At 41.3% G+C, this 25,813-nt stretch carries 22 protein-coding genes; 6 read left to right on the top strand and 16 right to left on the bottom strand.

Annotated features, from left to right (window positions below; translation table 11 throughout):
• Positions 1-137 precede the first annotated feature (137 nt).
• The 8 genes from ACLGGR_RS17530 to ACLGGR_RS17495 all read right to left on the bottom strand — a co-directional run bounded on the left by ACLGGR_RS17530 (position 138) and on the right by ACLGGR_RS17495 (position 11,118).
• Positions 138-1,115: a tripartite tricarboxylate transporter substrate-binding protein gene (locus ACLGGR_RS17530; RefSeq protein ID WP_410973584.1), complete on the bottom strand. Its 978-nt coding sequence runs from the start codon at positions 1,113-1,115 to the stop codon at positions 138-140.
• Positions 1,116-1,118: 3 nt separating this feature from the next.
• A complete protein-coding gene (locus ACLGGR_RS17525; RefSeq protein WP_025092679.1) occupies positions 1,119-1,814 on the bottom strand; it encodes a response regulator in 696 nt (231 codons plus the stop codon).
• A gap of 3 nt (positions 1,815-1,817) precedes the next feature.
• On the bottom strand, positions 1,818-3,413 hold the full coding sequence (locus tag ACLGGR_RS17520; RefSeq protein WP_410973583.1) for a sensor histidine kinase: 1,596 nt from the start codon (positions 3,411-3,413) through the stop codon (positions 1,818-1,820).
• Between the two features lie 139 nt (positions 3,414-3,552).
• Entirely contained in the window at positions 3,553-6,315 is a 2,763-nt protein-coding gene (locus ACLGGR_RS17515) for an exosporium glycoprotein BclB-related protein (protein ID WP_410973582.1), read from the bottom strand.
• A gap of 112 nt (positions 6,316-6,427) precedes the next feature.
• Positions 6,428-7,510 (bottom strand): bifunctional diaminohydroxyphosphoribosylaminopyrimidine deaminase/5-amino-6-(5-phosphoribosylamino)uracil reductase RibD, encoded by a 1,083-nt coding sequence (ribD, locus tag ACLGGR_RS17510; protein ID WP_410973581.1) that lies wholly within the window; start codon positions 7,508-7,510, stop codon positions 6,428-6,430.
• 283 nt (positions 7,511-7,793) lie between these two features.
• Complete coding sequence (locus ACLGGR_RS17505; protein WP_410973580.1) at positions 7,794-9,551, bottom strand: WD40 repeat domain-containing protein; 1,758 nt, start codon at positions 9,549-9,551, stop codon at positions 7,794-7,796.
• Positions 9,552-9,555: 4 nt separating this feature from the next.
• Positions 9,556-10,359 carry a formylglycine-generating enzyme family protein gene (locus tag ACLGGR_RS17500; protein WP_142946378.1) on the bottom strand — a complete coding sequence of 268 codons (804 nt, stop codon included), beginning with the start codon at positions 10,357-10,359 and terminating at the stop codon, positions 9,556-9,558.
• Positions 10,360-10,392: 33 nt separating this feature from the next.
• The gene (locus ACLGGR_RS17495; RefSeq protein WP_410973579.1) at positions 10,393-11,118 is read right to left on the bottom strand and encodes a GTP cyclohydrolase II; all 726 of its coding nucleotides are present in this window, start codon (positions 11,116-11,118) and stop codon (positions 10,393-10,395) included.
• Between the two features lie 60 nt (positions 11,119-11,178).
• Here ACLGGR_RS17495 and ACLGGR_RS17490 point away from each other — a divergent pair, with 60 nt between their 5' ends.
• Positions 11,179-11,364 (top strand): hypothetical protein, encoded by a 186-nt coding sequence (locus ACLGGR_RS17490; RefSeq protein ID WP_410973578.1) that lies wholly within the window; start codon positions 11,179-11,181, stop codon positions 11,362-11,364.
• Between the two features lie 30 nt (positions 11,365-11,394).
• Here ACLGGR_RS17490 and ACLGGR_RS17485 read toward each other — a convergent pair whose 3' ends face one another.
• Together ACLGGR_RS17485 and ACLGGR_RS17480 are read right to left on the bottom strand one after the other, a co-directional pair.
• Complete coding sequence (locus tag ACLGGR_RS17485; protein WP_142946380.1) at positions 11,395-12,051, bottom strand: class I SAM-dependent methyltransferase; 657 nt, start codon at positions 12,049-12,051, stop codon at positions 11,395-11,397.
• A gap of 957 nt (positions 12,052-13,008) precedes the next feature.
• Entirely contained in the window at positions 13,009-13,356 is a 348-nt protein-coding gene (locus tag ACLGGR_RS17480) for a YflT domain-containing protein (protein ID WP_251217054.1), read from the bottom strand.
• A gap of 221 nt (positions 13,357-13,577) precedes the next feature.
• Here ACLGGR_RS17480 and ACLGGR_RS17475 point away from each other — a divergent pair, with 221 nt between their 5' ends.
• Both ACLGGR_RS17475 and ACLGGR_RS17470 read left to right on the top strand, forming a co-directional pair.
• A complete protein-coding gene (locus ACLGGR_RS17475) occupies positions 13,578-13,955 on the top strand; it encodes a YfmB family protein (RefSeq protein WP_251217053.1) in 378 nt (125 codons plus the stop codon).
• Positions 13,956-14,076: 121 nt separating this feature from the next.
• Positions 14,077-15,081: an NADP-dependent oxidoreductase gene (locus ACLGGR_RS17470; protein WP_410973577.1), complete on the top strand. Its 1,005-nt coding sequence runs from the start codon at positions 14,077-14,079 to the stop codon at positions 15,079-15,081.
• Positions 15,082-15,118: 37 nt separating this feature from the next.
• Here the strand turns inward: ACLGGR_RS17470 and ACLGGR_RS17465 are convergent, their stop codons facing one another.
• Positions 15,119-16,261, bottom strand: a complete 1,143-nt coding sequence (locus tag ACLGGR_RS17465) for a DEAD/DEAH box helicase (protein WP_410973576.1) — start codon at positions 16,259-16,261, stop codon at positions 15,119-15,121.
• Positions 16,262-16,413: 152 nt separating this feature from the next.
• On the opposite strand from ACLGGR_RS17465, the gene ACLGGR_RS17460 reads away from it, so the two are divergent.
• Positions 16,414-17,967 (top strand): ABC-F family ATP-binding cassette domain-containing protein, encoded by a 1,554-nt coding sequence (locus ACLGGR_RS17460; RefSeq protein WP_410973575.1) that lies wholly within the window; start codon positions 16,414-16,416, stop codon positions 17,965-17,967.
• 228 nt (positions 17,968-18,195) lie between these two features.
• On the opposite strand, the gene ACLGGR_RS17455 is transcribed toward ACLGGR_RS17460, so the two are convergent.
• Together ACLGGR_RS17455 and ACLGGR_RS17450 are read right to left on the bottom strand one after the other, a co-directional pair.
• Positions 18,196-19,386: an MFS transporter gene (locus ACLGGR_RS17455; RefSeq protein WP_410973574.1), complete on the bottom strand. Its 1,191-nt coding sequence runs from the start codon at positions 19,384-19,386 to the stop codon at positions 18,196-18,198.
• 56 nt (positions 19,387-19,442) lie between these two features.
• Positions 19,443-19,868, bottom strand: coding sequence for a MerR family transcriptional regulator (locus ACLGGR_RS17450; RefSeq protein WP_142946385.1), 426 nt, complete (start codon positions 19,866-19,868; stop codon positions 19,443-19,445).
• 143 nt (positions 19,869-20,011) lie between these two features.
• Here ACLGGR_RS17450 and ACLGGR_RS17445 point away from each other — a divergent pair, with 143 nt between their 5' ends.
• The gene (locus tag ACLGGR_RS17445) at positions 20,012-20,239 is read left to right on the top strand and encodes a hypothetical protein (RefSeq protein ID WP_410973573.1); all 228 of its coding nucleotides are present in this window, start codon (positions 20,012-20,014) and stop codon (positions 20,237-20,239) included.
• A gap of 201 nt (positions 20,240-20,440) precedes the next feature.
• On the top strand, positions 20,441-20,758 hold the full coding sequence (locus ACLGGR_RS17440; RefSeq protein WP_410973639.1) for a GTP cyclohydrolase, FolE2/MptA family: 318 nt from the start codon (positions 20,441-20,443) through the stop codon (positions 20,756-20,758).
• Here the strand turns inward: ACLGGR_RS17440 and ACLGGR_RS17435 are convergent.
• The 3 genes from ACLGGR_RS17435 to ACLGGR_RS17425 form a co-directional block, all read right to left on the bottom strand.
• Positions 20,699-21,793 carry a hypothetical protein gene (locus ACLGGR_RS17435; RefSeq protein WP_410973572.1) on the bottom strand — a complete coding sequence of 365 codons (1,095 nt, stop codon included), beginning with the start codon at positions 21,791-21,793 and terminating at the stop codon, positions 20,699-20,701. The two genes, ACLGGR_RS17440 and ACLGGR_RS17435, sit on opposite strands and share 60 nt — an antisense overlap.
• Before the next feature lie 104 nt (positions 21,794-21,897).
• Complete coding sequence (locus ACLGGR_RS17430; RefSeq protein WP_410973571.1) at positions 21,898-23,733, bottom strand: UvrD-helicase domain-containing protein; 1,836 nt, start codon at positions 23,731-23,733, stop codon at positions 21,898-21,900.
• On the bottom strand, positions 23,645-25,534 hold the full coding sequence (locus ACLGGR_RS17425) for an ATP-dependent nuclease (protein WP_410973570.1): 1,890 nt from the start codon (positions 25,532-25,534) through the stop codon (positions 23,645-23,647). The genes ACLGGR_RS17430 and ACLGGR_RS17425 overlap by 89 nt, the downstream gene beginning before the upstream one ends.
• Positions 25,535-25,813: the final 279 nt, after the last annotated feature.

The raw sequence follows: 25,813 nt of genomic DNA, 5'->3' as shown, positions 1-25,813 counted from the left end.
CTTCTTTTCAGCGTGATAGAAAACCTTTGAAGTCTAAGAAGGACGAGTACTGGAGCGGAGCGAATGTGAGATTCGTGAGCACCAGCACGCAGGACTGACACCGAATGTAAGGGTTTGGCTACACGCTGGAAGCGGTCTTATTCGACCGCTTGTTCTCCTTGTATCAATTGCTCATATTGCCTTAATTGATCTTCCATAAAGAGCTTTGCCTCTTTGCTGTTCATATAACGACTTGTCCAGCCCTTTTGCTTTAATCGCTTTTTCCAGGACTTCGTTTTCGTCATTTTTTGAAGAAGCTGATCCCATTCACGAATGTCATGCTGACTCATTTGTTTTGGGCCCATCACACCGCGCCAATGGGAAAAGATGAGCGGAATGCCCTGCTCTTTCCATGTCGGCACATCTTCAAATCCATCTAAGCGCTGGCTGGTTGTCGTCGCTACGAGCTTCAGCCTCTTTTTTTCATAATCATGACGAACCTCTGTAATGGTAGTCGTTGCTGCATCCACCTCATGGTTAATGAGCGCCTGAAATAAATCATCTGCACTGTCAAATTTCAAAAATTGAATGCGATATGGATCAATCCCTGCCATTTCTGCTGCCCGGGCGAATGAGATTTGATCATCATTTCCAAAGTCAGGGGCAAACCCAATTTTTAAGGAATCTGGTTTTTTCTTGAGTGCGTGTAACAGCTCCTTCCCATTTGAAAAAGGAGAATCTACTGGGACTGCGACGACCTGCCACTCTTCTGCAAGAATTGCCAGCGGTGTCACATCATTCATCGTCACGTTACTGCTGCCAAGTAAATTACGGCTTAACAATAAACTTGAATTTAAACTGATATAGTTGGCTTCTCGCTCCATCATGTATGTCCATCCTTTATCCACCGTTCCGCCTCTTTGATAAAGAATGTTCACAGGCCGGTTCACCAGCTTCTCTTGTTCAAGCACTGATTTCATCACCTGAGCCGTTTGGTCAAATCCCCCCTCTGGTACACCCGACACCACAATATATAAGGAGCTTTGCTGCAGGAAAGAATCACCGGCCTTTTTTTCATTAAAGGTGAGCGTCATACAAAGGCAGAGCACGATAACAAAAAGTATTCCTTTTTTCATCTTTTAAGACTCCGCTTGTTTGGCAGGGTAATATTTCCGTTCAGGTCTGCCAATGATTCCGTATGCAAGCTCTGCCCGGCATTCCCCTGTTGTCACGAGATACTCTACGTACCGTCTCGCCGTTGTACGTGATGCACCCATCTTTTCTCCGAGTTCTTCTGCTGTAATCCCGCTATTCTCTGATGCCATCAATGTTTTCACTTTATCCAAGGTCAATGAATTGATGCCTGTGGGGAGATCTCTGTCATCCCTTTGTTTTGGCTCTTCCTGCATTTGCCCAAAAAACAGATCGATCATCGTTTGATTGACTTCATCCTTTGAATTGATGATGTCTTTCTTTTCTTTATATTCGGTTAAGACTTGTGCAAACTTTTGTGCGGTCACCGGTTTGATTAAATAATGAACCACTCCGTAATGAAGTGCATCCCTTAAAAGCGTTGTTTCTGTTGCAGCCGTGATAATGATCACATCTACTTCCGGACAGCGTTCTCTTAAAAGCGGCAGCAAATTTGTGCCAAGTTCATCAGGCATATAGACATCAAGCAAGATGAGATCAACTTGTTCCCTCTGGAGCGCCTCCCACATATCCTTTGCGCTCTTTGCCTTTCCGGCGACCTTAAACCCTTCTATCTTTTGTATATAAGATTCATGAATGGCAGCGATTCGAAAATCATCCTCCGCAATGAGTACCTTAATCACCATCTATTCCCCCTTTGTGCCTTTCGGTATGTATACAGTGAAGATGGCACCGCCTTCTTTTTGGTTCGCAACTTCAATCCAGCCCCCAAGCTCGTCCAATACTTCTTTCACATTCGCAAGCCCATAGCCTCGCCCTTCTCCCTTTGACGAATGGCCTCTTGTGAAAATCTGTGACAGTTCCTCTTCATTCACTCCATCACCTGAATCTGACACTTCTATGATAATATCAAACCCAATATCTGTGATGAACAGGTCTACCTCGCGTTTCTCCTTATTTATTACAGCTTCAAAGGCATTATCTACGAGATTGCCAATGATGGTGATAAAGTGAGATAGACTTAAATGAGCTGGAAGCGGCTCTAGTGAGCTATTTTCATCAATGTGGAAATGGACTTTTTTCTCAGATGCTTTCCCTAACTTGCCAAGTAAGATGGCTTGTATTTTAGGAGAACGAATCTGCTTCATGAGTAAATCGTGCTGACGGTTTTGCAGATGATATTCTTCTTTAATTAAGTCGATCGCTTCATCGAATTGCTTCAGCTCAAGCAGGCCTAAGATGGCGTACAGCTTATTTGAGAATTCGTGCGTTTGTGCCCTCAGGTCTTCCGAATATTGGCTGACCTCTGTTAATGTATCCAGCAGCTTCGTCAGCTCTGTTTTCTCCCTGAAGCTCACAATCCCTCCGAATACTCGATTGTCCTGCATTACTTTTTTCACATTTAAGACATAGGTTTTATCATTGACGACGGTTTCGATGTTAGGTTCAATCGTCTCTGACTTTAAATAGAGAAGAAGTTTGGCATTTGGCAAGACTTGATCAATATGAAGGGGCAGCTCTGATGAGACGCGCAGCATTTGCTCAGCTGATGTATTCATCATCGTAATCGCGCCTTTCTGGTCAAACGCAATAATCCCTTCTTTTATAGCGAGCAGCATCGCTTCTCTTTCTCGATACAACGAAGCAATTTCATGCGGCTCAAGTCCTAATGTATCTTTGCGAATACTCTTTGTTAAAAAAATCGCACCGAATATGCCCGGCAAGAGCACAAGAAGGGCAATATAGCTAAGCTTCGATAGCTGATGAGCTGTCGCTTGATCAATTTCCTTTTTTAAAAATTCGACGGTGACTGTCCCAATAATTTCTTCATGCCCTTCTGTTTCTTTCATAATGGGTGCACTGCCTCTGACAACGGTTTCACCATTAGAATCATCAGTTGATATGGAGGTTCCTCCAAATAAGAGGGTACTTCTTCCTTCCGAAACACTGATGGTTTTCCCTACGTCCTCATGATTCGTATGAACAAGGACCTTTCCTTTTCGATTGGTAATGAAGATGGCATGTGCTCTTACTTGCTCCTTCATTTGCTCAAGCACTGCCTGTTCTTCATTTTGGGACGCTGATAGAGCCACCGATGCTTTAATGGGCGGCATATATGATATCGTTCTAGCGGTCTGCACCGCCAGCTGTTCAGCTTGTCCCTGCCTTTCTGATGTCTGCAAAAAACCAAAACAAATGGTTAATAATGCAATGACCACAAGCAAAAGCCCGATAATTAACCCCAAAATTTTCGTTTGCAAAGTGACTTTCCTTTTGCCCATCCTCACCGCTACAACCCCTAATTCAGTAGATTCACCCGAATAGACTCTAAGAAAATGATATCATTTTTTCTTACTAAGTTAAGAGAAAATTCTTTCAAACAAAAAGACGACTCAAAATCGAGTCGCCCCTGTATGCCTATTACGTGATAGATAAACCAGCACTCGCATAGCCTGCTACGGTATTCACTAAGGATAGACCTGTAGCTGATGCGGAGAATACAACAAGCAATCGTGTTTCCGGTGTGACTGGTACATTTAGACCAGTCGCAATACCGTTTGCAATCGCACCCAGCGTTAAAACACCGGTTAAAGCTGGTGCTAAAGTGACACTCGCTACTTGAGTGAAACTGTTATTTGGTGTCGGTGAAGCGAATAAACTAGCCGTTACGGTAATACTCGTGCCGACCAAAGAAAGAGCTGCTGTCGTACTAAAATAGCCGGCAAATGACGTGATTGTTCCGGCTCTCGGAACTGAAAACGCCATGTTGAGTAAAGTGCCTGCAGCGCCTGTTAAATCAATGATTCCACCTACAATACTGACACCTGTCGCTGAGTTACCAAATCCGATCAAGCTGGATGTTCCAACGAGACCGCCTGCAATTGTTGTCAATACAGCAGGTGTACCTGAAGCAAACGGAATGATCGCACTCGATCCTGTCACTCCTGTTGGACCGGTGGCGCCTGTTGCTCCTGTACCTGTGACTCCTGTGGCTCCCGTGACGCCGGTTGCTCCGGTCGCTCCTGTGACTCCTGTTGCTCCGGTATCACCTGTTACACCAGATGCTCCGGTGGCTCCTGTGACTCCTGTTGCTCCGGTGGCTCCGGTTACTCCTGTGGCTCCTGTTGCTCCGGTGGCTCCGGTACCCGTAACTCCTGTGGCTCCCGTTACACCAGTTGCTCCGGTATCACCCGTTACACCAGTTGCTCCGGTCGCTCCTGTGACTCCTGTGGCTCCGGTATCACCCGTTACACCAGTTGCTCCGGTCGCTCCTGTGACCCCAGTTGCTCCGGTATCACCCGTTACACCAGTTGCTCCGGTCGCTCCTGTGACCCCAGTTGCTCCGGTATCACCCGTTACACCAGTTACTCCGGTCGCTCCTGTGGCTCCGGCATCACCTGTTACACCAGTTGCTCCGGTCGCTCCTGTGGCTCCGGCATCACCTGTTACACCAGTTGCTCCGGTCGCTCCTGTGGCTCCGGCATCACCTGTTACACCAGTTGCTCCGGTTGCTCCGGTCGCTCCGGTTACTCCTGTGGCTCCGGTATCACCTGCGGCTGCCAATAACGTATAGTCTGGCGACGTATCTGGTGTACCCGTTGGTGGGGCTGTATTCACAACATAGGTTCCACCTTCATATGTCACCACTTGGCCTACTGGATAGGTTGGAGCTGTTGCTGGGTCAAACGCCAGAATGCCAGTTAATCCTACACCGGTTACTCCGGTCGCACCAGTATCGCCCATTACACCAGTTGCTCCGGTCGCTCCGGTTACTCCCGTAGCACCTGTATCACCCGTTACACCAGTTGCTCCGGTCGCTCCAGTTACTCCCGTAGCACCTGTATCACCCGTTACACCAGTTGCTCCGGTCGCTCCAGTTACTCCCGTGGCACCTGTATCACCCGTTACACCAGTTGCTCCGGTCGCTCCAGTTACTCCCGTGGCACCTGTATCACCCGTTACACCAGTTGCTCCGGTATCACCTGTGGCGCCTGTAACTCCCGTGGCACCTGTATCACCCGTTGCACCTGTTACTCCTGTGGCTCCGGTAACACCTGCGGCTGCCAATAACGTATAGTCTGGCGACGTATCTGGTGTACCTGTTGGTGGAGCTGTATTCACAACATAGGTTCCACCTTCATATGTCACCACTTGGCCTACTGGATAGGTTGGAGCTGTTGCTGGGTCAAATGCCACAATGCCGGTTAACCCTACGCCGGTGGCTCCTGTGGCTCCTGTATCACCCGTTACTCCGGTTGCTCCTGTGGCTCCTGTGGCTCCGGTAACTCCGGTCGCACCAGTATCACCCGTTACCCCGGTTGCTCCTGTGGCTCCGGTAACTCCGGTCGCACCAGTATCGCCCGTTATCCCGGTAGCTCCTGTGGCTCCTGTGACGCCGGTGGCTCCCGTATCTCCTGTTGCACCGGTCGCTCCTGTACCTGTGGCTCCCGTAGGTCCTATTGCTCCTGTAGCGCCTGTAACTCCGGTCGCTCCTGTATCTCCTGTTGCACCAGTCGCTCCTGTACCTGTGGCTCCCGTGGCTCCGGTTGCTCCTGTAGCACCTGTAACTCCGGTCGCTCCTGTATCTCCTGTTGCACCGGTCGCTCCTGTACCTGTGGCTCCCGTGGCTCCGATTGCTCCTGTAGCGCCTGTAACTCCGGTCGCTCCTGTATCTCCTGTTGCTCCTGTGGCTCCTGTACCCGTAGCTCCGGTTGCACCAGTTTCACCAGCAGCGGCTAATAATGTATAATCTGCCGACGTATCCGGCGTACCTAATGGCGGTGCTGAATTGACCACGTACGTACTGCCATCGTATGTCACCACTTGCCCTACTGGGTAGGTTGGTGCTACTGCTGGATCAAATGCCAAGATGCCTGTTAAACCTACGCCTGTTGGACCGATTGGACCTGCTGGACCTGCTGGGCCTGCCGGACCCGCTGGACCCGCTGGGCCTGCTGGGCCTCTTCTTCCTCTCCCGCCTGGCGGACCTTGAATCACACAAACACAAGGATCTTTTCCGCAGCAAGGATTTTTCACTGATTTCCTTGGCTTTTCTGATTTCCCTTTTTTACAACTATCACATTCCCAGCCATCATCCTTATACGCATCATACCAGCTTCCTTTTTGGTAGTGGTCTGTCGAATGAGTTGGATATGTCTTACCACATTGCCTACATCTTTTCATGGAATCACCCCCATCCATCGTATTCATCATGACTTGGAAAGGTGTATGTACACTTTTATTTTTTAAAATAATCAAAAAGACCTTGCACTTCATGCACAAGGTCTTTCTTTCATTAAAGTCTCATCGTCATTTTTAAATCTTTTCCTACCATACTATAATCCATATCTACCGGCCGAATGGCTTCTTTTAATGTTTTCATACCTTCTCCTTCAAAGAAAGTAGGTGCATCTTTCCCTCCAATTAATAATGGTGCCATATAAATAATGACTTCGTTCACAAGTGACGCTTCTAGAAATGATGCGCTCACACTCCCTCCCGCCTCTACAAGCACCGACATCACAGAACGCTTTTTCAGCATACGTAATACCGCTTGAAGATCTGTCCGATTTTCTCCGCTTGTAACAAAAACTTGATGCCCTTTTTGCATCAGTTGATGATATTTTTTTTGATCGTACTTGTTTGAGGTACAAATAATGGTTTCCGCCATATGGTCATTTAAACATTTCGCATGAAGCGGAATCCTTAAGGTGGAATCTAAAATGACACGAATGGGCTGTGTCACGATTGAATCTTTCACAATAAGACCTGCATCATCTTGAATAATGGTTTCGACGCCTGTTATCACAGCATCTGCTTCTTGACGTAATTGCTGCACTTCTTTCCTCGCTTCTGTTCCTGTAATCCATTTGCTTTCTTGATGAGCTGTTGCAATTTTCCCGTCTAATGAAATGGCTGTTTTTAATATGACATAAGGAAGGTCTGATTGAATGGAATGAAAAAAAGGAAGATTTAAGCTGTCTGCTTCCCGCTTACATATCCCTTCTTCTACTTCTATCCCTGCTTGTTTCAACATCGTGACCCCTTTACCTGCTACAAGTGGATTTGGGTCTTGAGTAGCAATGACCACACGTTTCACCCCGCTCTTTATAATGGCTTCTGAGCAAGGACCTGTTTTTCCATGATGCGAACAAGGTTCGAGCGTCACATACAGATGAGCTCCCTTCGCCTTTTCTCCTGCCATTTGCAGCGCATGAATTTCAGCATGCGGTTCGCCCGCCTTCATGTGAGCACCAATTCCAACGATCTCACCTTTTTTGACGATCACTGCTCCGACAAGCGGATTTGGCGAGGTTTGTCCTTTCATGGCCTTTGCGTTGGCAATCGCTAGCTTCATATAAAAAACATCGTCTTTCATGTAAGTCTCCTTTCCTCTCTTTCAAGGGAAAGAACTCCTTCAGCAAATGAAGGAGTTCTATTCTCATGTGCTATATTTTTTCCATCCGTTTCTTTTCAGATCGATCATAGTAAGGCAAGGAATAAAAAAGTTTATAAGATGCTCGTTGTTTACAAAAACAGCATTTGCGACATTCATATTTATTAATGAGGAGCACATGCGGACAATTGAGTACAGACAGACCTTTTTTCATATGTTCCTTGCAAACACTTATCATGAGAATCCCCCGCTTACATTCTTTTTCTTAATGAGAGATTACTTCTTTCGGAAATTGTTCAAATAAGCGTAGTACTTCGGTATGCGTCCCATCTTCTCGAACGTGATAAATCCCGCCGTCATATGAGCTTGCGTATACATCATTGCCTAACTGTCTGATGGCACTAATCCCATTTTGGGCAATTCTAATTGGGCCGGTGTTGACATCCAGCTCTGGATTCCACACAACGATATAGCCCCAATAATCACCGCTTACAATATAGCCAGAGTCTGTAACTGTGACCGATTTAATCGAATACTGGTGTTCGTTATGCTGGTCTAAAATTCTTCCTGTATGCAAATCAAACAATCTCACATTCTTGTCACGGCTGACAATGGCGATACGGTCTCGTTTACTATCAATAAAGACATCATTTAACAGCTCTGTCGCACCGATGTATTCCGCTTTTAAAGACAAACTCTTTTTATCTAAAAGACAGATGGTTCCTTCAACTGCTGCTGTGATGATATGATCTCCTTCTACCTTTAATGCTTTGACCGCACAATCGTGTGCTTTGGAACGGCCGATTTCCTTTAAGTGTTCTGTCGAAATGACATGGACATATCCGCCGTAAGTTCCAATATAAAATTGACGATCCTCCTCATGGAAATACACGCTGTTGACCGGACCTGTGTTGAGATCGAACGAAACCATTTGCTGTAATGATTCATGAACAATATGCACTTGACTTGCATGGTCTCCCCACGCATAATAGCTTCCATCCTGTGCAACAGCTACTCCATTTGTTAAAACGCCCGTCGATTTGGCAATTTCAATCCCGTTTTTTCTGAATTTTCCATCATCGGAAGCGGTAATAATATCACCCGCATCAGTCAGCGCAATATCATTGATAGATGGTGTCGCCATTTCGATCTCATCTGATACGACTTTTCCTTTTTCGATCGACCATTCACAATATGTTTTTCCAAAGCTGGCTCCTAGTATTGATTTCTCATCCTCTGTCCAGACAAGCGAGCGCTCCCACTGATATTTATGAGGCAGCAGCGTATCAACTAAATCACCTGTTTCATAATTCCACAGCTTAATTAAATGGTCGTAGCCTGCCGTCAGCAAGTAATTGCCGCTTGGAGAAAAATTCACTCGCTTGACGCCCTGTAAATGGGCTTTGATGATTTTCTTCTCCTGTAACGTAGCTGCATCGTAAATAATAACGGTACCATCATCTCTGCCAAGTGCGAATACTTCTTTTTGATTGCTGCCGCTGATCGTATCCAGCTCATAATCAAACGGGCCGATTTCCCCTACAATTTCTCCTGTCTCATACAGCCATACAAGGACATATCCATCATCACCTGTTGTATAAGCTTTATCACCATGTATCCATACAGCTAATACATCTTTGCTATGGCCATGGAATTCTCTTAAAATAGCGCCCGTTTCAATATCCCAAACTAAGCATCTTCTATCTCTGGACACGGATACAAGCAAAGTATCCTGCTTCGCAAAAGCAACGGCTTCTACATCATCTGCATGACCAAACAACGTGCGGATTCGAGTATGTGTGCCTGTATCATACAATTGAATTGTATAGTCTGACGATGCACTCGCTAAATACTTTCCGTTTTCAGAAAGAGATAAAGAGTTAATGATATGCTCGTGACTGCCAATAAACGTTCCTTCTCCCGTCGCCCGGTTCCACTGATAAATACAGCGGTCATAGCCGCCAGTGTAAACAATTTGGTCGTGCTGAGTTGATAAAACAGATGTAATCGGTCCTCTATGCATAGTTTTACACTCCCACCTTTATATGTTGTTTTTGACGAGTCACTAAACGAAAACCAGTAAATCGAAAAACGGGATCTGGGTGCTTCCCGTGTCTTCTTGCGACTCTGCATAAATCTCCGCCTCTTGCGAAGGAGCCGCCTTTTAAAATGTAGTAATCACTTCCGAGTGTTTCCGTTAAATCATCGACGACCTCGATGCCGCCTTCATATACGTGATATTTGGTGTTGACCCATTCCTCGACGTTGCCCCCCATATCATAAAGCCCAAATAAGGATCGGCCCTTTTCGTAATGACGGACAGGCGTCGTTTTTTCAATATTTGATTCATGTGTATTGCAGTAAGAAGGATCAAACTCATCTCCCCACGGGTATTGATTTCTCGTGTTGCCCCGGGCAGCATACTCCCATTCTTCTTCAGTAGGAATCGACACATCAATCCCAAGTTTCCCGCTCAGCCACTGACAGAACGAGAAGGCTTCCTCAATGTCCATTCCCCAAGCTGGATGATCTTGTCCCCCGCCAAGCTCTTCGTTCGTTAAACTCTCCGGGTATGTCTGGCCTGTTTCATCACAATAGCTTTGATACAGTTCATTGCTGACGACCGTATCTGAGATAAAAAATTCGTTGATATACGGCTGATAGGAAGGGAATTCTTTGTACAGCCATTTTTGAAATTTTTTCTCCCGGCCATAGGTTGGATTGAGCAGCTTGTCCTTCCAGAATTCTGATGCCTTTTTCATATCTTCTTCATTACTTCCAATCGTTGCATAGCCGCTTGGGATTTTAATCCAATTGATATCAGGTTTCACGCTTTTCTCCCGCCTTCTTTAAAGTAAACTCGTCTATTGATTAATTAATTTCTTCTCATCGACCATATGCCCTGAGGCTGCTTTTGCCTTTAAATAGGCTTCATTGTAGAGAGAGGCTTCGACTGTATGATCAAACCGCAAAACAGGAAGACCGTAAGCTGCAATAGAATCGACTTTATCTGGATTGTTCGTTAGTAAATGCAATGGTTTCCCTTTGTTTAAATAGTGCAAAACAGCTGCTGCTTCCTCGTAATGCCGATCATCATCCCCGCAGCCGATCAGGCGGTTGGCTTCAAAAGTATCCAGCTGCATTTCCTGTAATTTATACGTCAATGCTTTTGCCATCAGCCCAATAGACCGCCCTTCTTGATTGGCCATATACACAAGCATGCCTTTTCCATAATCGGTGATTTTCTTCAGCGATAACGCAAGCTGAGGACCACAATCACATTTCAGTGACCCAAACACATCCCCTGTTTGGCAGACACTATGGATTCGCACAAGCGGCGGCAGTTCATTTTCAAAGTCGCCAAATAAGAGACAAGAGGAAAAGGTTTGCTGCGCAATACTCATTTGGACAATAGATTCGATCGTTGGCTTTGTATCCCGTTCAACAGGCGCGAAGGCATACCACTTAAATGGCACTTCTTCATGTTGAATGGAAATTGGCAAATTCACAGGTCCCACGAGCAAATAGTGTTTTTCTTGAAAGGTAAAATGATGAATCATTGATTGTAATTCATCTACAAACTTGTTCATTTGTCTCCCCCCTATTCATCACTGCACCCAAATCGACTCCCGTAGCGCAGTGATGGAGTGATGAATATGTGTACGCACTCCATCAGCCTGTGTGTTCCCGCAGAAGGAAATGGATGTGCAGTGTCTCTCATCGTTTTAGACCTTGTCCTTTTCCAGTACAAAGGAGCAGAAATCTTGGTTCATATGCTTTATTTTCTATCAGAGCAGCAAACGCCCTTGATTGGCAGCCGCTCTTTCTTACCATGAACACCTCTGCTTGAACCACTCACCTTTGTACTAGATTTTGACAGCAATGACATGATGCTGGCTGATTCCGGCCTTCGCTTGTAGTGGTGATATGGATACAAGCTCAAGACCTGATGTACAAATTTTTTCTCCAAGCTGAGAATCTGAAAATGAAAAATGGAAACGGCCATCTTCTCCGATTAATCCTGTTTTCCACTGCTCTCCCCAGACAACAAGTGAAAAGACACCGCCTTCATGAAGCAAAGAAGAGACCTGTTTTAAATAACGTTCATGATCATCAGGATGTTGATGATGAAAGCAGCCATGATCTAAAATTAAATCAAACTGCATCCCGCGTCCCTGATCCATGGACCATGACATAAAATCTTGATGAACAAATTGGACAGGAACCGTTTCTCTTTTCTGTAACCCTTCCCATTCCTCATGCTCATACAGGTCGATACCGACATATGCGGAAAGCCCGCTTAAATGTTCAAGTGCACGGCCGTTGCCGCACCCGATATCCAGCACAGAAGCAAGTGCATTCTTTTCCCTTGAACGCCATGCCTTTAATGACATCACTGCTGCGTCTGTTAAGGATGGATCAGTGGACCACATATCTGTTCTTTGCTCATAATGCTCTTGGAATGCCATGCGCATCTTTTCTAAATAAAGCCCACTGTCTTCATGGTACAAAGCCTTTTTCATCATGAAACCTCCTTCAATTCACAATCTTCTTTTCGGGCAAAGGTGGTTTTCAAGCCAAAAACCTTATGATAAAATGAAAGATGGATTTTTTAGGAAAATCTGTTTTTCTGAAAAAGGAGAGAAGCATCCCACATGTTCACTCTTCTTTTTCAGCATTCACCCTCATATGCAGCCGTTCGAAGGCCGCATCGCCTCAGCTTGTTCTCTCTTTTTTTCATATGAGCTCACCTCCTTCACCGTTCGATCAACTCACAATTTTCATTGAAAACGCTTTCTCTTTTGTATAAGGACTTAACGCCTTTTGACTATCTCTTGTAAAGTGCACATAGTAGAAAGATCAATCTACTGTTTAGAATGGCTATCATTTTTTCTTCAAGTAAACGATATTTGCTCTGTTCTAGTAGACATTTTTGTATCTAAGAGGCGCTTACGCCTTGGTTCCTGCCACCCCCTTTACTAGATTATGCTTCGAATAAACCCGTCAGAAATTTAACAACTAATTCCATAATGACTGGATTAAGCCAAATATATTGTTTTTAGTTTATTTTGTCAACAAATTATTTCCTAAACATTAAAATGAATTTTCTAATTGAAAATACAGGTATTTTTCGTGGTTTTTTGACCTTAAAACACTTATTTCTACATAAAAATACAATTTAAACCAATAGAACTAAGAAATTTATCTACTAAATTACACAAGTTTTTTATTTAATTTTGATTCAAAATAGAAAGATACAATGATTATTTCCCGAATGGTTTTTTGTGATATTTCGACTATTTTTTTCTGATTCTCCATGATTTTCATTGGTATAACGGCATTTTCAATTAGAGAGTTTACTATTTATTCCATACTTCAGTATTTACTTATTATAGTAAAAAAGATGGTCATCTCTCCTTCAGACATGGCGGCATGAAAAAAAGCCCCTTACAAAAGTAAGAGGCTTTTTCAGCTGGCGTTTATGCCCAGTTTTTCACTTTTTCATGATCTGTCACAAAGAGAAGCACTTTCCCTTCATCTAAATGTTCTTCAAATGTTTCAGCTTCTTCTTTGGAGAAACCAATTTCATGAATTTTATTGCGGAGCTCATCTCCCTTTTTACTAAAGATGTTTCCAACCGCATGTTTAAGTCCAACTTCGCTTGTACCTATCGTATTGGCATCTGCATTACTTGCAATACGCTCTGTTCGGTCATCGTCATGGGACAGAACATAAATGTCCTCTCTTGCAACACCGAGTGATTTTAATTGCTCTACATCTCTTTGAAGTGTTTCATCATTTGAATACTCTCTTACAACAGGTTTCATTTTATATTCCTCCTTTAACGTCTTACGAATCTTTTACCCGTCACTTTTGCCATTAAACCTTCTACGAGCACATCCAATTTACATGATGTACTGACCGTGCCTATTGGCTTATTTTTGACAAAAATCGCTTAAAAATGACTAAATTTTCTGAAATATCGTGTTCATTGCTGTGGATTTGTTGTACAATTCTTATACTGGAGGCTAGAAATGAGGGAGAGCTGATGTATTACTTTTCAGCGGAGCAGCAGTTTAATGCTTGGGTTGTCAGTGATTTGGTGAAACAGCTTTTTCAAAAGTGGAATCCTGAAGAAGCAAATTCAAAGCCGCTTACATTGTTTGCCGAACAGCACTTTCGCATCTCCATTGATTATCTCTTTTCCATCATTATTAACATTGGAGATATCGAGTCAATTGAACAAGATCCACAAGACCTGTTGTCCTCATACTTGAATATCCTTTTCCCTTTTGTGACGCGCGATATGATGAAAGCCTCCATGCAAAATGCAAACGAATATTTGTTAAAAGAACGTGATGCGGATGTGTATCAGCTGTTTGGCTGTCTCCCGCCGCTCCTCTCTGTATCTTTTCAGAAAAAGTAGTCCCCTTCGTTGAGATGGTGGCTGCTTTTTTGTATGTGTTTTGAAAAGACCGTATGTTTTGAACGAAAAGAAGCATCATGTTAATGTAAATCTAGGCTGCAAGTGAAAGGGAGGATTTGACATGAGTCAACAAAAGCAAATTCAATTAGCGAAACGTCCAAAAGGATTACCTACAAAAGATGTTTTTCATTTTGAAACAGTCGATATACCTGTGCCGCAAGATGGAGAGGTCTTGATTCAAACGAAATATGTTTCTGTAGATCCTTATATGAGAGGGCGAATGCAGGATACAAAATCCTATACACCTCCGTTCAAGCTAAATGAAGTGATTCAGGGCGGTGTTGTCGGAGAAGTCGTTGAGTCGAAATCGCCTCAATTTGAAAAAGGTGATTTTGTCCTTGGATTCCTTGGATGGCAAGAATATTCCACTGCCAAAGCTGAATCTCTGACTAAAATTGATCCGTCCATTGCGCCATTGTCCTATTATTTAGGGATTTTGGGCATGCCAGGGCAAACCGCTTACTTCGGCCTGCTTGCGATTGGCCAGCCAAAAGAAGGCGAGACGGTTGTCATTTCTGGAGCCGCAGGTGCCGTTGGTTCCGTTGTGGGGCAAATCGCTAAGATCAAAGGCGCACACGTCGTGGGAATTGCCGGATCTGATGATAAACTCGCTTATTTAAAAGAGCTGGGCTTTGATGAAACGATCAATTATAAAACAACAAAGAATTTAGATGATGCCATTGCAAAAGCCTGTCCTAACGGCGTTGATGTTTACTTTGACAATGTGGGCGGCGAGATTTCAGATGCGGTGATGAATCATTTGAACCGCTTTGCACGCATTCCAGTGTGCGGCGCCATTTCTTCTTATAACATTAGTGCAAGCGAGGACATCGGACCGCGTGTGCAAACAAAACTCATTAAAACAAGCGCATTGATGCAAGGCTTCATCGTTGCCAACTATTCAGATCGTTTTGGAGAGGCTGCGAAGGATCTCGCACAATGGGTAAAAGAAGACAAACTCACATATAAAGAAACAATCATAGAAGGCTTTGACAACATTCCTGATGCATTCCTTGGACTATTCAAAGGGGAAAATGTCGGAAAACAGCTAGTCAAAATTTCATAACAAAAAAGGACCCTGCCAATAATGGAGGGTCCTTTTCTTATGCTTGCTTGGGCGCAAGGTGTAGCTGGCCTTGCTTATACACAATTTCTTCAAGCGAAAGATTCAGCTTTTTCGCCATTTTTTTCAGCATTGATTGCTCTTGAGGTGTGACAAGACTGATGACTGCGCCTTCTTTTCCTGCGCGTCCGGTTCTGCCTGAACGGTGGATGTAGCCCTCTTCATTTGGCATATCTGCATGAATTACATATGGCAGATCATCAATATCGATTCCTCTTGCTGCAATATCTGTTGCAAGGAGGAGCGGGAATTCACGCTGTTCAAATGATTTTAAGATCACAGCACGCTCAGCTTTTTTTGCTTCACTATGAAGGACACCAAGGTCGACATGATGGTACGCTAATTTCTCTGCATAAATGCTTAAGTTCGTAATGTCACGCACAAAAACGAGCGCCTGCATGTCCTCAAGCCGTGATAGCTTTTGCAGCAGTTTCACTTTGTCACGCTGATCACATAACAGATAATAGTGACCCACTTTCTGCGCTTCTTCCTCGCTTCTAGCAATTTTCAATACTTCTGGTTCAGTTGTCATTTCTTTGATCAGCTGAACGGTTTCTTCTTTCAAAGTTGCAGAAAAACAAAGGATTTGTCTTTCTTTTAATGTGGACTTAATGATCCCTTGGATCGTTTTCATATGCTCTGGCACAAGAAGCTGATCTGCTTCGTCTAATACAATCGTTTTGACTTCATGCATTTTCAGTTTCTTGATTTTGATTAATTCTTGTACACGGCCAGGTGTCGCCACAACGATGTTCGGGTGTTTCTTTAGTTTTTCTTGCTGCTTCTTGATGTTCGCTCCACCAATCAAGGAAACTGCTTTGATGTCTGATCCTTGTTTGAACTCTTGCACGACATCAAAGATTTGCATGACAAGCTCTCTTGAAGGTGCCAAGATTAAGACTTGCGGATGCTTGATATTGACATCAATTTTATTTAAAAGCGGCAGTACATACGCAAGTGTCTTCCCCGTTCCAGTTGGTGATTCTGCGATCACATCACGCTTCTCCGTAATCCACTCTGCTGTTTTTTCTTGTATAGCTGTTGGTTTTTCGAAGCCAGCCGCTTGAAAGTTTTCCTGAATAAATGGCTTTGCTTCTTTCAAAAATGCCCAATTTTCCGTCATGTCGATCTCCTTTATCCTCATTCAATCTATCCTTTAGTATCTCAAAATCAGCTTTGAAACGCAATTTTTCTTTTGATGCTTTTATCGAGCCGGACAGTTCGATATAATCATGAGAGGCACTAGCCGTTTTGAATCTATTTGAGGTGTAAAAAATGATATTATCTGTTAAAGATTTAAGTCATGGCTTTGGCGACAGAGCCATTTTCCACGAAGTGTCCTTCCGTTTATTAAAAGGCGAGCATGTCGGCTTAATCGGCGCCAACGGTGAAGGAAAGTCAACGTTTATGAATATTATTACTGGCAAGCTGGAGCCAGATGCAGGAAAAGTCGAATGGGCGAAAAATGTCCGTGTCGGCTACCTTGATCAGCATACCGTGCTAGAAAAGGGCAGAACGATCCGTGAAGTCCTTCAGGATGCATTCCATTATTTATTTTCCATGGAAGCCGCGATGAATGACATTTATGGCAAAATGGGTGAAGCCGATCCTGATGAGCTGGAAAAGCTGTTAGAGGAAGTGGGCGTCATTCAGGACGCACTGACAAACAATGATTTCTATATCATTGATTCTAAGGTCGAGGAGATTGCAAGAGGTCTTGGCTTAACGGATCTCGGACTGGATCGTGATGTGACGGAGCTCAGCGGTGGTCAGCGTACGAAGGTGCTGCTAGCGAAATTGCTGTTAGAGAAGCCAGAAATTCTCCTTCTCGATGAGCCGACCAACTATTTGGATGAGCAGCATATTGAGTGGCTGAAGCGCTATTTACAGGAATATGAAAATGCGTTTATCCTCATTTCACATGATATTCCGTTTTTAAACAGTGTTATTAACTTGATTTATCATGTTGAAAATCAAGAGCTCACGCGCTATGTTGGTGATTACGACCAATTTAAACAAGTGTACGAAGTCAAAAAGCAGCAGCTTGAAGCGGCCTATAAAAGACAGCAGCAGGAAGTGGCTGAACTAAAGGATTTTGTTGCAAGAAACAAAGCACGTGTCAGCACAAGAAATATGGCAATGTCCCGTCAAAAGAAACTGGATAAGATGGATATGATTGAACTGGCAGCAGAGAAGCCAAAACCAGAATTCCACTTTAAACCGGCACGTACGTCTGGGAAACTGATTTTTGAAACGAAAGATTTAGTCATCGGTTATGATGAACCTCTCTCCCGCCCATTGAATTTGAAAATGGAACGCGGGCAAAAAATTGCGTTGTACGGCGCTAACGGTATCGGAAAAACGACGCTGCTCCGAAGTCTTCTTGGGGAAATCACACCTATTTCTGGTGAGGTGGAACGTGGGGAATTCTTGCATATTGGCTACTTTGAGCAAGAAGTAAAAGAGCAAAACAGTAATACTTGTATTGAAGAAGTGTGGAGCACCTTCCCTTCTTACACGCAATATGAAGTCAGAGCCGCTCTTGCAAAATGCGGATTAACGACAAAACATATTGAAAGCCGTGTGTCTGTTTTAAGCGGAGGAGAAAAAGCAAAGGTCCGTCTTTGCAAGCTGATCAACGAAGAAACCAACTTACTTGTTCTCGATGAGCCGACAAACCACTTAGATGTCGATGCAAAAGAAGAACTAAAACGTGCGTTAAAAGAATATAAAGGCAGCGTCTTATTGATTTCTCACGAGCCTGAATTTTATCAAGATGTGGCAACCGTAACTTGGAATTGCGAATCTTGGACGACAAAAGTATTATAACGGCAAAAAAGCCTTATATCTTCTAAAGATATAAGGCTCAGATGATTGTGACAAAGGGCTAAAATGATCTTTATTTTAGCCCTTTGTCTTCTTTCAGCGTGATAGAAAACCTTTGCAGCCCTAGGAAGGGCGAGTACCGAAGCGGAGCGAATTTGACATTCGTGAGCATCGGCGCACAGGACTGACACCGAATGCGAGGGTTTGTCTACACGCTGAGCTTTTTTCTAATTAATGACCTGCTTGAATATTCACCAAATGCTTACGTCCAAGGAGCAGAATAATCATGCCTAGAAGAACAACAGCAGCCCCGACATAATAAGGTGTACTTGCTGTATACGATTCAGCGAGAACTCCGGCAATCCAAGGAGCAATCGCGCCCCCAATAAACCGTACAGCACTGTAGGAGGATGAAGCAATTGAACGTTCAACCGGTGCTGACCCCATCACAGCTGTTGTGAGCACCGTATTAATCATACCGAGAATTCCCCCAGCAATGACAATTCCGCAGATCACGACCACAACATGAGACGTCCAAATTCCAATGCCGAATAAAATCACAGCAAACGAAGCAAAGAGAACCACAAGAGCTGTTAATGTACCCAATTTGCGATGAATGACCGGCGCTGAGAAGACAGATGTCACAGCCAAAAATAATCCCCATCCAAAAAAGACATAGCCAAGACCATGCTCATCAAGATGGAGCACAAATGGCGAATACGCTAAAAGCACAAAGAAACCGAAATTGTATAAGAAAGCGGCAGATGCCATCGTTAAAAGTCCTTTATATTTTAATGCTCCGACAGCCTCAAATAATTTCACTTTTTTCTGAGGCTTTTGCATAGGTGGTAGCATAAAGGTAATCGCTAAAAGAGCAATAAGCATTAACACGGCAACGCCAAAGAATGGCCCGCGCCAAGAAATTGTTCCAAGCTCACCGCCAAGCAGCGGTCCAACCGATATCCCAAGACCTAGTGCTGCCTCGTATAAAATAATGGCCTTCGCACTTCCTCCAACAGACACACCGACAATGACAGAGAGTGCAGTTGAAATAAATAAAGCATTCCCAATGCCCCATCCGCCTCTAAAGCCAATTAATTCATTAATCGTTGAAGAAGTACCTCCTAAAGCAGAAAAAACAATAATAAAAATGAGTCCTACTAATAACGTCCATTTCGCACCAATCCGACTAGAAATAAAGCCGGTAAAAAACATCACAAAGCCGGTCACAAGTAAGTAGCTAGTAAATAAAAGAGACACCTGGCTTGGAGATGCATGTAATTGTGATGCAATGGCTGGCAGGATCGGATCGACGAGTCCTATTCCCATAAACGAAATCACACACGCAAAGGCAACAGCCCAAACGGCTTTTGGCTGCCTAAGCAGACTTGTACGCTGTTTCAACACTTCTTCTTCCTTCATTCCATCAGAACCTTTCCTTCAAATGTTGACAAAATAAAATAAACACGCAGAGGTGTTTATTTTTGTAATTGCTCAATTGCATGAGCCGCTCTTTCTTTCATCGCTTCAAGATCCTTTTTAAAGGATTGAATCGTTTCAAGCTTTTTTGTAATTAATTGATGCTGGATAGCCAACTGAGCATCAATATCTAACAGCTTCTCTAATCGTTCCTTCGGATCAAGCGACAGCAAGTAACCTTCTTTATTCAGCTCTAGCTGCTTTCCGATTTCCATAAACGATTGAAGCTCCTGTAAAGAAAAACCGAGTACCTCTTTTGCCTGCATCACTTTCTCTAGCTCTTCCATGTCGTCTTCTGAGTAAAGTCTGACGCCGCCCTCTGTCCGCTTTGGTGCTGATAATAAACCAATCTCTTCATAGAAACGAATCGTCCGTTTTGTTAGTCCGCTTCTTTTCGCCACTTGATCAATTTTCATCCATTCCATCGCCAGTGCCTCCTGCTCATCAATTCATGTTTTATTATACACCTTTATAACCTTAACGTAAACGTCAAAGTTTTAACCCTTGATTTCCTTCGTGTTTTATCGCAAAATAAATAGGAATAATTACGATTTGAAGGAGGTACAATATGCGCTCATTTCCATCTAAAGAAGAACGGCACCAGCTATTCGGATCTGTACCGCCAAGTCTTGGCACAAAGCCTTGGCAAAAAGAAGACATGACGGATATTCAAAAAACAGAACAGGACTTTTATTTTCATCTTGAACAAGTCGGAATCTGCCGTGTATCTTCTCATGTACGAATTTTATCGAAACGGAGCCGCAGGACCAAACAACTTCTGCTGACTTTGCACTGAGTACGTCCCTGCCAGCTCATGAAAAAGGCATTCGTATGAGAGCCTTCTCACTGAACAGCTGCACTCGTTTTATGAAAGCGGGAAGCCACTTGATGTGAAATTGACTGCTGCGCTTGCTCGCCAAATGAAACAGCCATCTGCCTCGGTTCAAGTTTACTTCCCTTGGTACAAAATCAGTTTTGATGCATGTGACGATCACATATAACATTAATTTTAAAGGAGGGAAGGACCTGTCACATTGGCTGTGATGCACAGGTCACAACATTGTGTCCTTGTTCTAAAGAAATAAGCGAATATGGTGCACATAATCAGCGTAGCTCTGTGTCCATTCAGGTAGAGTTGTTTGAACAAGCATCACTTCCAGACGACACGAAAACAGCGCTTTTACATATCATTGAATCAAATACGAGCGCACCGCTGTATCCTGTACTCAAAAGACCTGATGAAAGAAAGCCAGTGTTAGTTATCACCTTTAAACGTCTGATTGGTCCCCCAGCGGTCGTCAGTTTTCTTTATTAACTGATAATCAATACTTAGAGCTTTAGTTACTCTATCATGTGTTAAAACGTGCTTTTCAACATATGCTCTAAGTATTAAGTATGCAAAACATTGTGCATCTACAGTTTGTTTTCTTTCCAATTCAAAAGAAATCGTTCCATAACTATGTGCTGCTTTGTTTCTAAGATTAAAAAGTTCATAGTAAAAATCTATAAATGTAGTTCCAGTCTCTAAAAAATCTTCATCAGGTTCTATATCAAATTGTTTAATCCACTTTTCTTTATGTTCTGAAAAACGCTTTTGTTTCTGTTTATTAGGTGGCTTTCCTAAAAGTGCTTCTACACACCTACATGCCTGTACAATTGCTGCCTCATAATCGGATATTTGACTTGCCTGCTCCCACAATTCCGGTTCATGACTCGGGTGACTTTTTAACGTTTTTTTGTTGAGTTCACATATTAAACAACAGAAGTGAGTATTCAATGAGGCATAAAAAAGACTTATAGAAGTAAAAGCCTTTTCGTCTCGTAAAAGCAATTCTATAAGTGGTGAAATAGCGTACAAGTCATTAAGCTTAAGAACAGTCCCAATAGGTAAACTTTCATAATAACCTTTATTATATATAGTGTGTTCTAATAATAATTTATTCGAATCAAAATAATAACACCACTTATAATCCAGCTTCATTGAGTGCTCAAAAGTTGTGGAATAAGAGTATGCTAGACTAATGACAGCCCCAATATTTTTCCACAAATTTTCATTCTTTACATCTTTAGAAACCTTGGAAACAAGTGCGGAATACGAATTTTTTTTATGTGTCCAAATGAATAATTCTTCATCATCCAATTTCATAAATGGCACAAAGTCATGTACTTTAGGATTAAAATTATTGTCAATCTGAATTCCATTTAAGATAGCATGATTACATACATCATTCGGAATATCAATTGGATAACTTTGTTGATACTTTCTATTGGCTTCATATTGTTCATGAAGTTGTCTTTCTATTCTTTTAGTAACTTCCATCCACATTTCATCGTCATTAATATATTTCATGATTCCACCATCTTATTATATTCTTTAAGGGTATACTTAGAAGATCGTTTCGTTTGTTATTTAACCCAAATATGGTTAAGAAAATTGATTCTCATTTAGTACAGCTATATAAACTTTACATTGTCATACAAACACTCGATTTTTTCAGTTTCTAATGATGGCGCCCATATACATAGGAGTTTTCTTGCCCTAGAAAAAGCTACATACCCTATTCTGGCCTCTTCTGATTTTTGATTAAAAGCCAACCACTCGTTAATTTCACTTTGTGATTCAGCTATTACTAATACACATTCTGCTTCCAAACCTTTAGCTGTATGTATACTCATAATATTACTCAGTTTCTGAGTGTACTGAGCTTCATGCATTAGGCTTTCAACCAGTTCAGACAGCTTAATTGCTTTTACTGTTCTTTTTGTCCCCTTCCAATCATAATCGAGCATCCGTAACTTTCTATTTATTTTTCTCTCAAATACTTTTTCTGATGTTTTACTTATAAATTCTTTCAACTCTACAAACAGTTTATCAGGGGTAACTTGATTAATGTCTAAGCTATCTATATAGAGAAGTGTGTATACATTTAATCTCTTCCACATAAAAGCATCATATTGAATGTCGGTTAACTTAATATAAGCTGGATGAGTATTGAAGAAGAGATAGCTCAAACTTTCTGAAATATAATTTATAGCCTCATCCAATTTGTTGCTCCTTTTATGAGCAATAGCAATTAATAGTTTTTTTAATATAAGATATCTTCTATAGTGATTATTCTTTAATTTATCTAAAAAAGGGTTCACTTCTAAATTATTTTCTTTAATAATTTGGTTTATCTGCTTATGAAGTTTGTTTCTCCTTGTTAATATTAGAAACGGAATTCTACCTTCATCAATGTCTATCTTTGCTTGTTCTCTTTGAAAAATTTCGATAACATCTTTCATTTCTTTTTTATTAGTTATAAACAAAACGCTCCCCTCAAATGATCTATGTTCACTAGCATTATTTTGAATAATATTCGTTTTCCGATTGGTAAAATGTATAATATCACTCGTACTTCGATAATTATTGATTAAATTGTACCTCTTGAATTTTTTATCCTTATCCTTAGAAGTAAAAATAAATGGATCTGCTCCAGTGAAACTAAATATAGATTGGTTAGCATCTCCTACGCAAAAAAATGAAGAATGAGTCAACAAGGAAAACACCTTATCTTGATAATATGTAACATCTTGATATTCATCCATTAATATAAAAGGAAAACGCAAACTAAAAGCTTTTTTTATATGCTCATATTTTTTCAAAATTATATAAGTCAGATAAATCGCTGTTTGTTGATCTATGTACCCCTTCTGTTTCAATATTTCTTTCCATTTCCGAGCTACTTGTGAAGATATTTTCCCCCTAAAGCAATGAGGATGGCCTGCTTCATCATGCCCCAAACTTTCAATAGCAGCAAACTCACTTTCTTTTATAGTGAATTGAGACTTCTTTAACAACTCGCCTAATTCTTTCTTTAACGCTCTTGCAAAACCAATTGGAGTAACCTTAAATTGTTCATTCTGATTGAACAAATGAGAATACGGTTTTATAACATACTCATATAGAAAGGAATGAATTGTTCCAATGAATAACTCTTTTGGCAGTACAATTTGTTCCTTTTGCAATCTTAATATAATCTCGTCTTTCGCTGCATTTGTATAAGTAATACATGCAATTCCAGAATAAGATTTTTCACGATTCTCTATAATATATTTCAACCTTTGGATCAATAGAGTTGTTTTGCCACTCCCAGGTCCTGCATGTACAACAATTGAATTCTCTATTGGTTGTTCTATAATTTCTCGCCTGTACTTTTCATTATCTGCTAGTAGCATCATATTCATTCCGTTCCATAAGAAATTCAAACGCTGTTCTAATATATAAAGGTATATTAATAACTTTCCCATCATTTATTTCATCTAATATATACTGAGAAAACTGCCCTTTTTCTTTTGAGATTAATTCATAAGCTTCTTTGGCAAACTCATGACTATTTAAACTTTTAATCATTGCTCGATCTTTTGTTGTCCCTATTTTGTGTTTCTCAATTAATTCAAGAAAGAATTGTTGATTATTTTCTAAAATCAAATCATACTCAAATGTTTTTAAATTAGATGATATATATACATTTTTTTGTTCGCAATAGTCTGCTTTAAGATTCGCTGTTCTTGAGCATATTTCGAATTGACCTTCTTCAAATGGATAAACTTTTTCCTTAAGAACCTTACCATCAGTTCCTCGAACTTCTTCTCCGTTTTCATTTGTTACTGGAATAGCTTCAGGATCACTATCTGTTAGAACAGCACATTTTATATCTAATCCTTTATCGCTAAACAACTGTAAGAATGGCCTAAATGCTACCCCGTCTACCGAAATTAAAGATATTCCCTCGCTTTCTAAAGAATTCTCCCATCCCGAAACATTATCTTTAGTGTTGTACAATATAGAAAAAAACTTTGGCATTAATAGTCGTTCTGCAATCCCTTCTAATAATAAAACTTTTTTTCCAAAGAAAATGTCGGATTTAGTTGCATCCAGCCATCTTTTCAAGTGTTGTTTATATTCCCTTTGCTCTTTAATGCTTGAATCAAAAATTGTACCAATTCGTCTTGAATAGGTTTTTTTAGATTTCTTATAAAAAACTATTAAACTATCTAAATCTGCATGAGCGCTCACATGAGTAGAATGGGTTGTCATAATTACTTGTCCAACTACTTCTTGCCCAAAAAAATATTTAGCCAAGTATTTTTGTAAATGCGTATGAAGATGAGCTTCTGGTTCTTCAACGATTAAAATCGGAAAAAGATAGTTTGAATTCCGGTTTAACTCTTTTAAGGTTGTAAACTTTGTTAATAGCATGCTTATGTAAAGTAAATTATTGTAGCCTAATCCGTTTATATTAACTGGATGTGCATTTTCACCAACCGATCCAATTAAAACTTTCAAATCCTTTAAGAGGTAAGCATAATCATTTTCGCTCATTTGTATCTTTACTTCTTGTCTCGAAAAACCAGTAATTTTCCCCAAAAAGCTATTAATATAAGCTTGTGTCTCTTGCACACCTTTGCCTTTTATAATTTCTTTATTAAGTGCTTCTAACTTTTTAGCTATTTTATCTAATTCACTCTCTTTTACCTCCAGACTTTTTAATATCTGTTGTAACTGTCCGGATGACTTTTTTAATTCAGAAGTTGCATCTCTTAGTGCTCCTACGTACTCAATCCCAAACTTAGCTAACATGTTAAAATCAAATGCATCAGTTGTTTCAATTTCCCCTCCATAAATCACCCACTCGTATTCGTGTAATGGAAGTTGGATTTCACTAATAAGCTTTGGGCTTTTGGGCAGTTTGACAGAAATATTTGACTTAGGTCTATATTTATAAGTGAGCTTTGCTTCTTCTGGATTCCTAGTTAACCACTTACTAGTCACAGCTAATTCATCTTCTGTTTTAATGCCACTCAGCGTTATCTCTATTTTGATCTCTGGCCATTTATCCTTAATGGTTAAACCACTCCAAAAATCTTCTTGCTGTAAAGTCTTTTTAGCTAATGAATAATTTCTATTAAAAACTAAATTGAGGCTTTCTAAAAAATTTGATTTCCCAACATTATTTTCACCTATTATTATGGATAATCCTTTATTTAAGCTTATTTTAAAATCATTAAAGCACCTGAAGTTTTCAATATGAACATTAGATATATACATATAATTCTCCTTTAATTATTGTGGTCACACATTTATTTTGCTCCTATATCATTATAATCGACATATTTTTCTGAATTTCTATTCTTTAGAAATTTTGTATATACCTTATTTTCTATTTATCCAAATTAAATTTTAGTACGTGAATTCAAATCCTCAGTTGTTAGCACAGTTTGCATGTCTAAATAATAGTACTCCTAATGTGATATAAAACTTCCAAATTGCAATTTAATTCATTTATGCTTTTAAAACTGGCTCATAGACTTTCAAGTCGAGTGCTAA

It is taken from the genome of Bacillus sp. BD48 (assembly GCF_046566805.1).
GTDB lineage: Bacteria > Bacillota > Bacilli > Bacillales > Bacillaceae > Bacillus > Bacillus safensis.
Note: the sequence above shows the minus strand (reverse complement) of the source record. Positions and strands in the feature narration are given on the sequence as shown.

What these genes read in the sequence shown, in the direction of transcription:
- ACLGGR_RS17505 (WP_410973580.1), bottom strand. Translation starts at nt 9,551, where the DNA reads ATGCATAGAGGACCGATTACATCTGTTTTATCAACTCAGCACGACCAA.
- ACLGGR_RS17450 (WP_142946385.1), bottom strand. Translation starts at nt 19,868, where the DNA reads ATGGAATGGATGAAAATTGATCAAGTGGCGAAAAGAAGCGGACTAACA.
- ACLGGR_RS17495 (WP_410973579.1), bottom strand. Translation starts at nt 11,118, where the DNA reads ATGAACAAGTTTGTAGATGAATTACAATCAATGATTCATCATTTTACC.
- ACLGGR_RS17430 (WP_410973571.1), bottom strand. Translation starts at nt 23,733, where the DNA reads ATGGGAAAGTTATTAATATACCTTTATATATTAGAACAGCGTTTGAAT.
- ACLGGR_RS17515 (WP_410973582.1), bottom strand. Translation starts at nt 6,315, where the DNA reads ATGAAAAGATGTAGGCAATGTGGTAAGACATATCCAACTCATTCGACA.
- ACLGGR_RS17485 (WP_142946380.1), bottom strand. Translation starts at nt 12,051, where the DNA reads ATGAAAAAGGCTTTGTACCATGAAGACAGTGGGCTTTATTTAGAAAAG.
- ACLGGR_RS17455 (WP_410973574.1), bottom strand. Translation starts at nt 19,386, where the DNA reads ATGAAGGAAGAAGAAGTGTTGAAACAGCGTACAAGTCTGCTTAGGCAG.
- ACLGGR_RS17520 (WP_410973583.1), bottom strand. Translation starts at nt 3,413, where the DNA reads ATGGGCAAAAGGAAAGTCACTTTGCAAACGAAAATTTTGGGGTTAATT.
- ACLGGR_RS17465 (WP_410973576.1), bottom strand. Translation starts at nt 16,261, where the DNA reads ATGACGGAAAATTGGGCATTTTTGAAAGAAGCAAAGCCATTTATTCAG.
- ACLGGR_RS17460 (WP_410973575.1), top strand. Translation starts at nt 16,414, where the DNA reads ATGATATTATCTGTTAAAGATTTAAGTCATGGCTTTGGCGACAGAGCC.
- ribD (WP_410973581.1), bottom strand. Translation starts at nt 7,510, where the DNA reads ATGAAAGACGATGTTTTTTATATGAAGCTAGCGATTGCCAACGCAAAG.
- ACLGGR_RS17490 (WP_410973578.1), top strand. Translation starts at nt 11,179, where the DNA reads ATGAATATGTGTACGCACTCCATCAGCCTGTGTGTTCCCGCAGAAGGA.
- ACLGGR_RS17480 (WP_251217054.1), bottom strand. Translation starts at nt 13,356, where the DNA reads ATGAAACCTGTTGTAAGAGAGTATTCAAATGATGAAACACTTCAAAGA.
- ACLGGR_RS17470 (WP_410973577.1), top strand. Translation starts at nt 14,077, where the DNA reads ATGAGTCAACAAAAGCAAATTCAATTAGCGAAACGTCCAAAAGGATTA.
- ACLGGR_RS17425 (WP_410973570.1), bottom strand. Translation starts at nt 25,534, where the DNA reads ATGTATATATCTAATGTTCATATTGAAAACTTCAGGTGCTTTAATGAT.
- ACLGGR_RS17435 (WP_410973572.1), bottom strand. Translation starts at nt 21,793, where the DNA reads ATGAAATATATTAATGACGATGAAATGTGGATGGAAGTTACTAAAAGA.
- ACLGGR_RS17530 (WP_410973584.1), bottom strand. Translation starts at nt 1,115, where the DNA reads ATGAAAAAAGGAATACTTTTTGTTATCGTGCTCTGCCTTTGTATGACG.
- ACLGGR_RS17445 (WP_410973573.1), top strand. Translation starts at nt 20,012, where the DNA reads ATGCGCTCATTTCCATCTAAAGAAGAACGGCACCAGCTATTCGGATCT.
- ACLGGR_RS17475 (WP_251217053.1), top strand. Translation starts at nt 13,578, where the DNA reads ATGTATTACTTTTCAGCGGAGCAGCAGTTTAATGCTTGGGTTGTCAGT.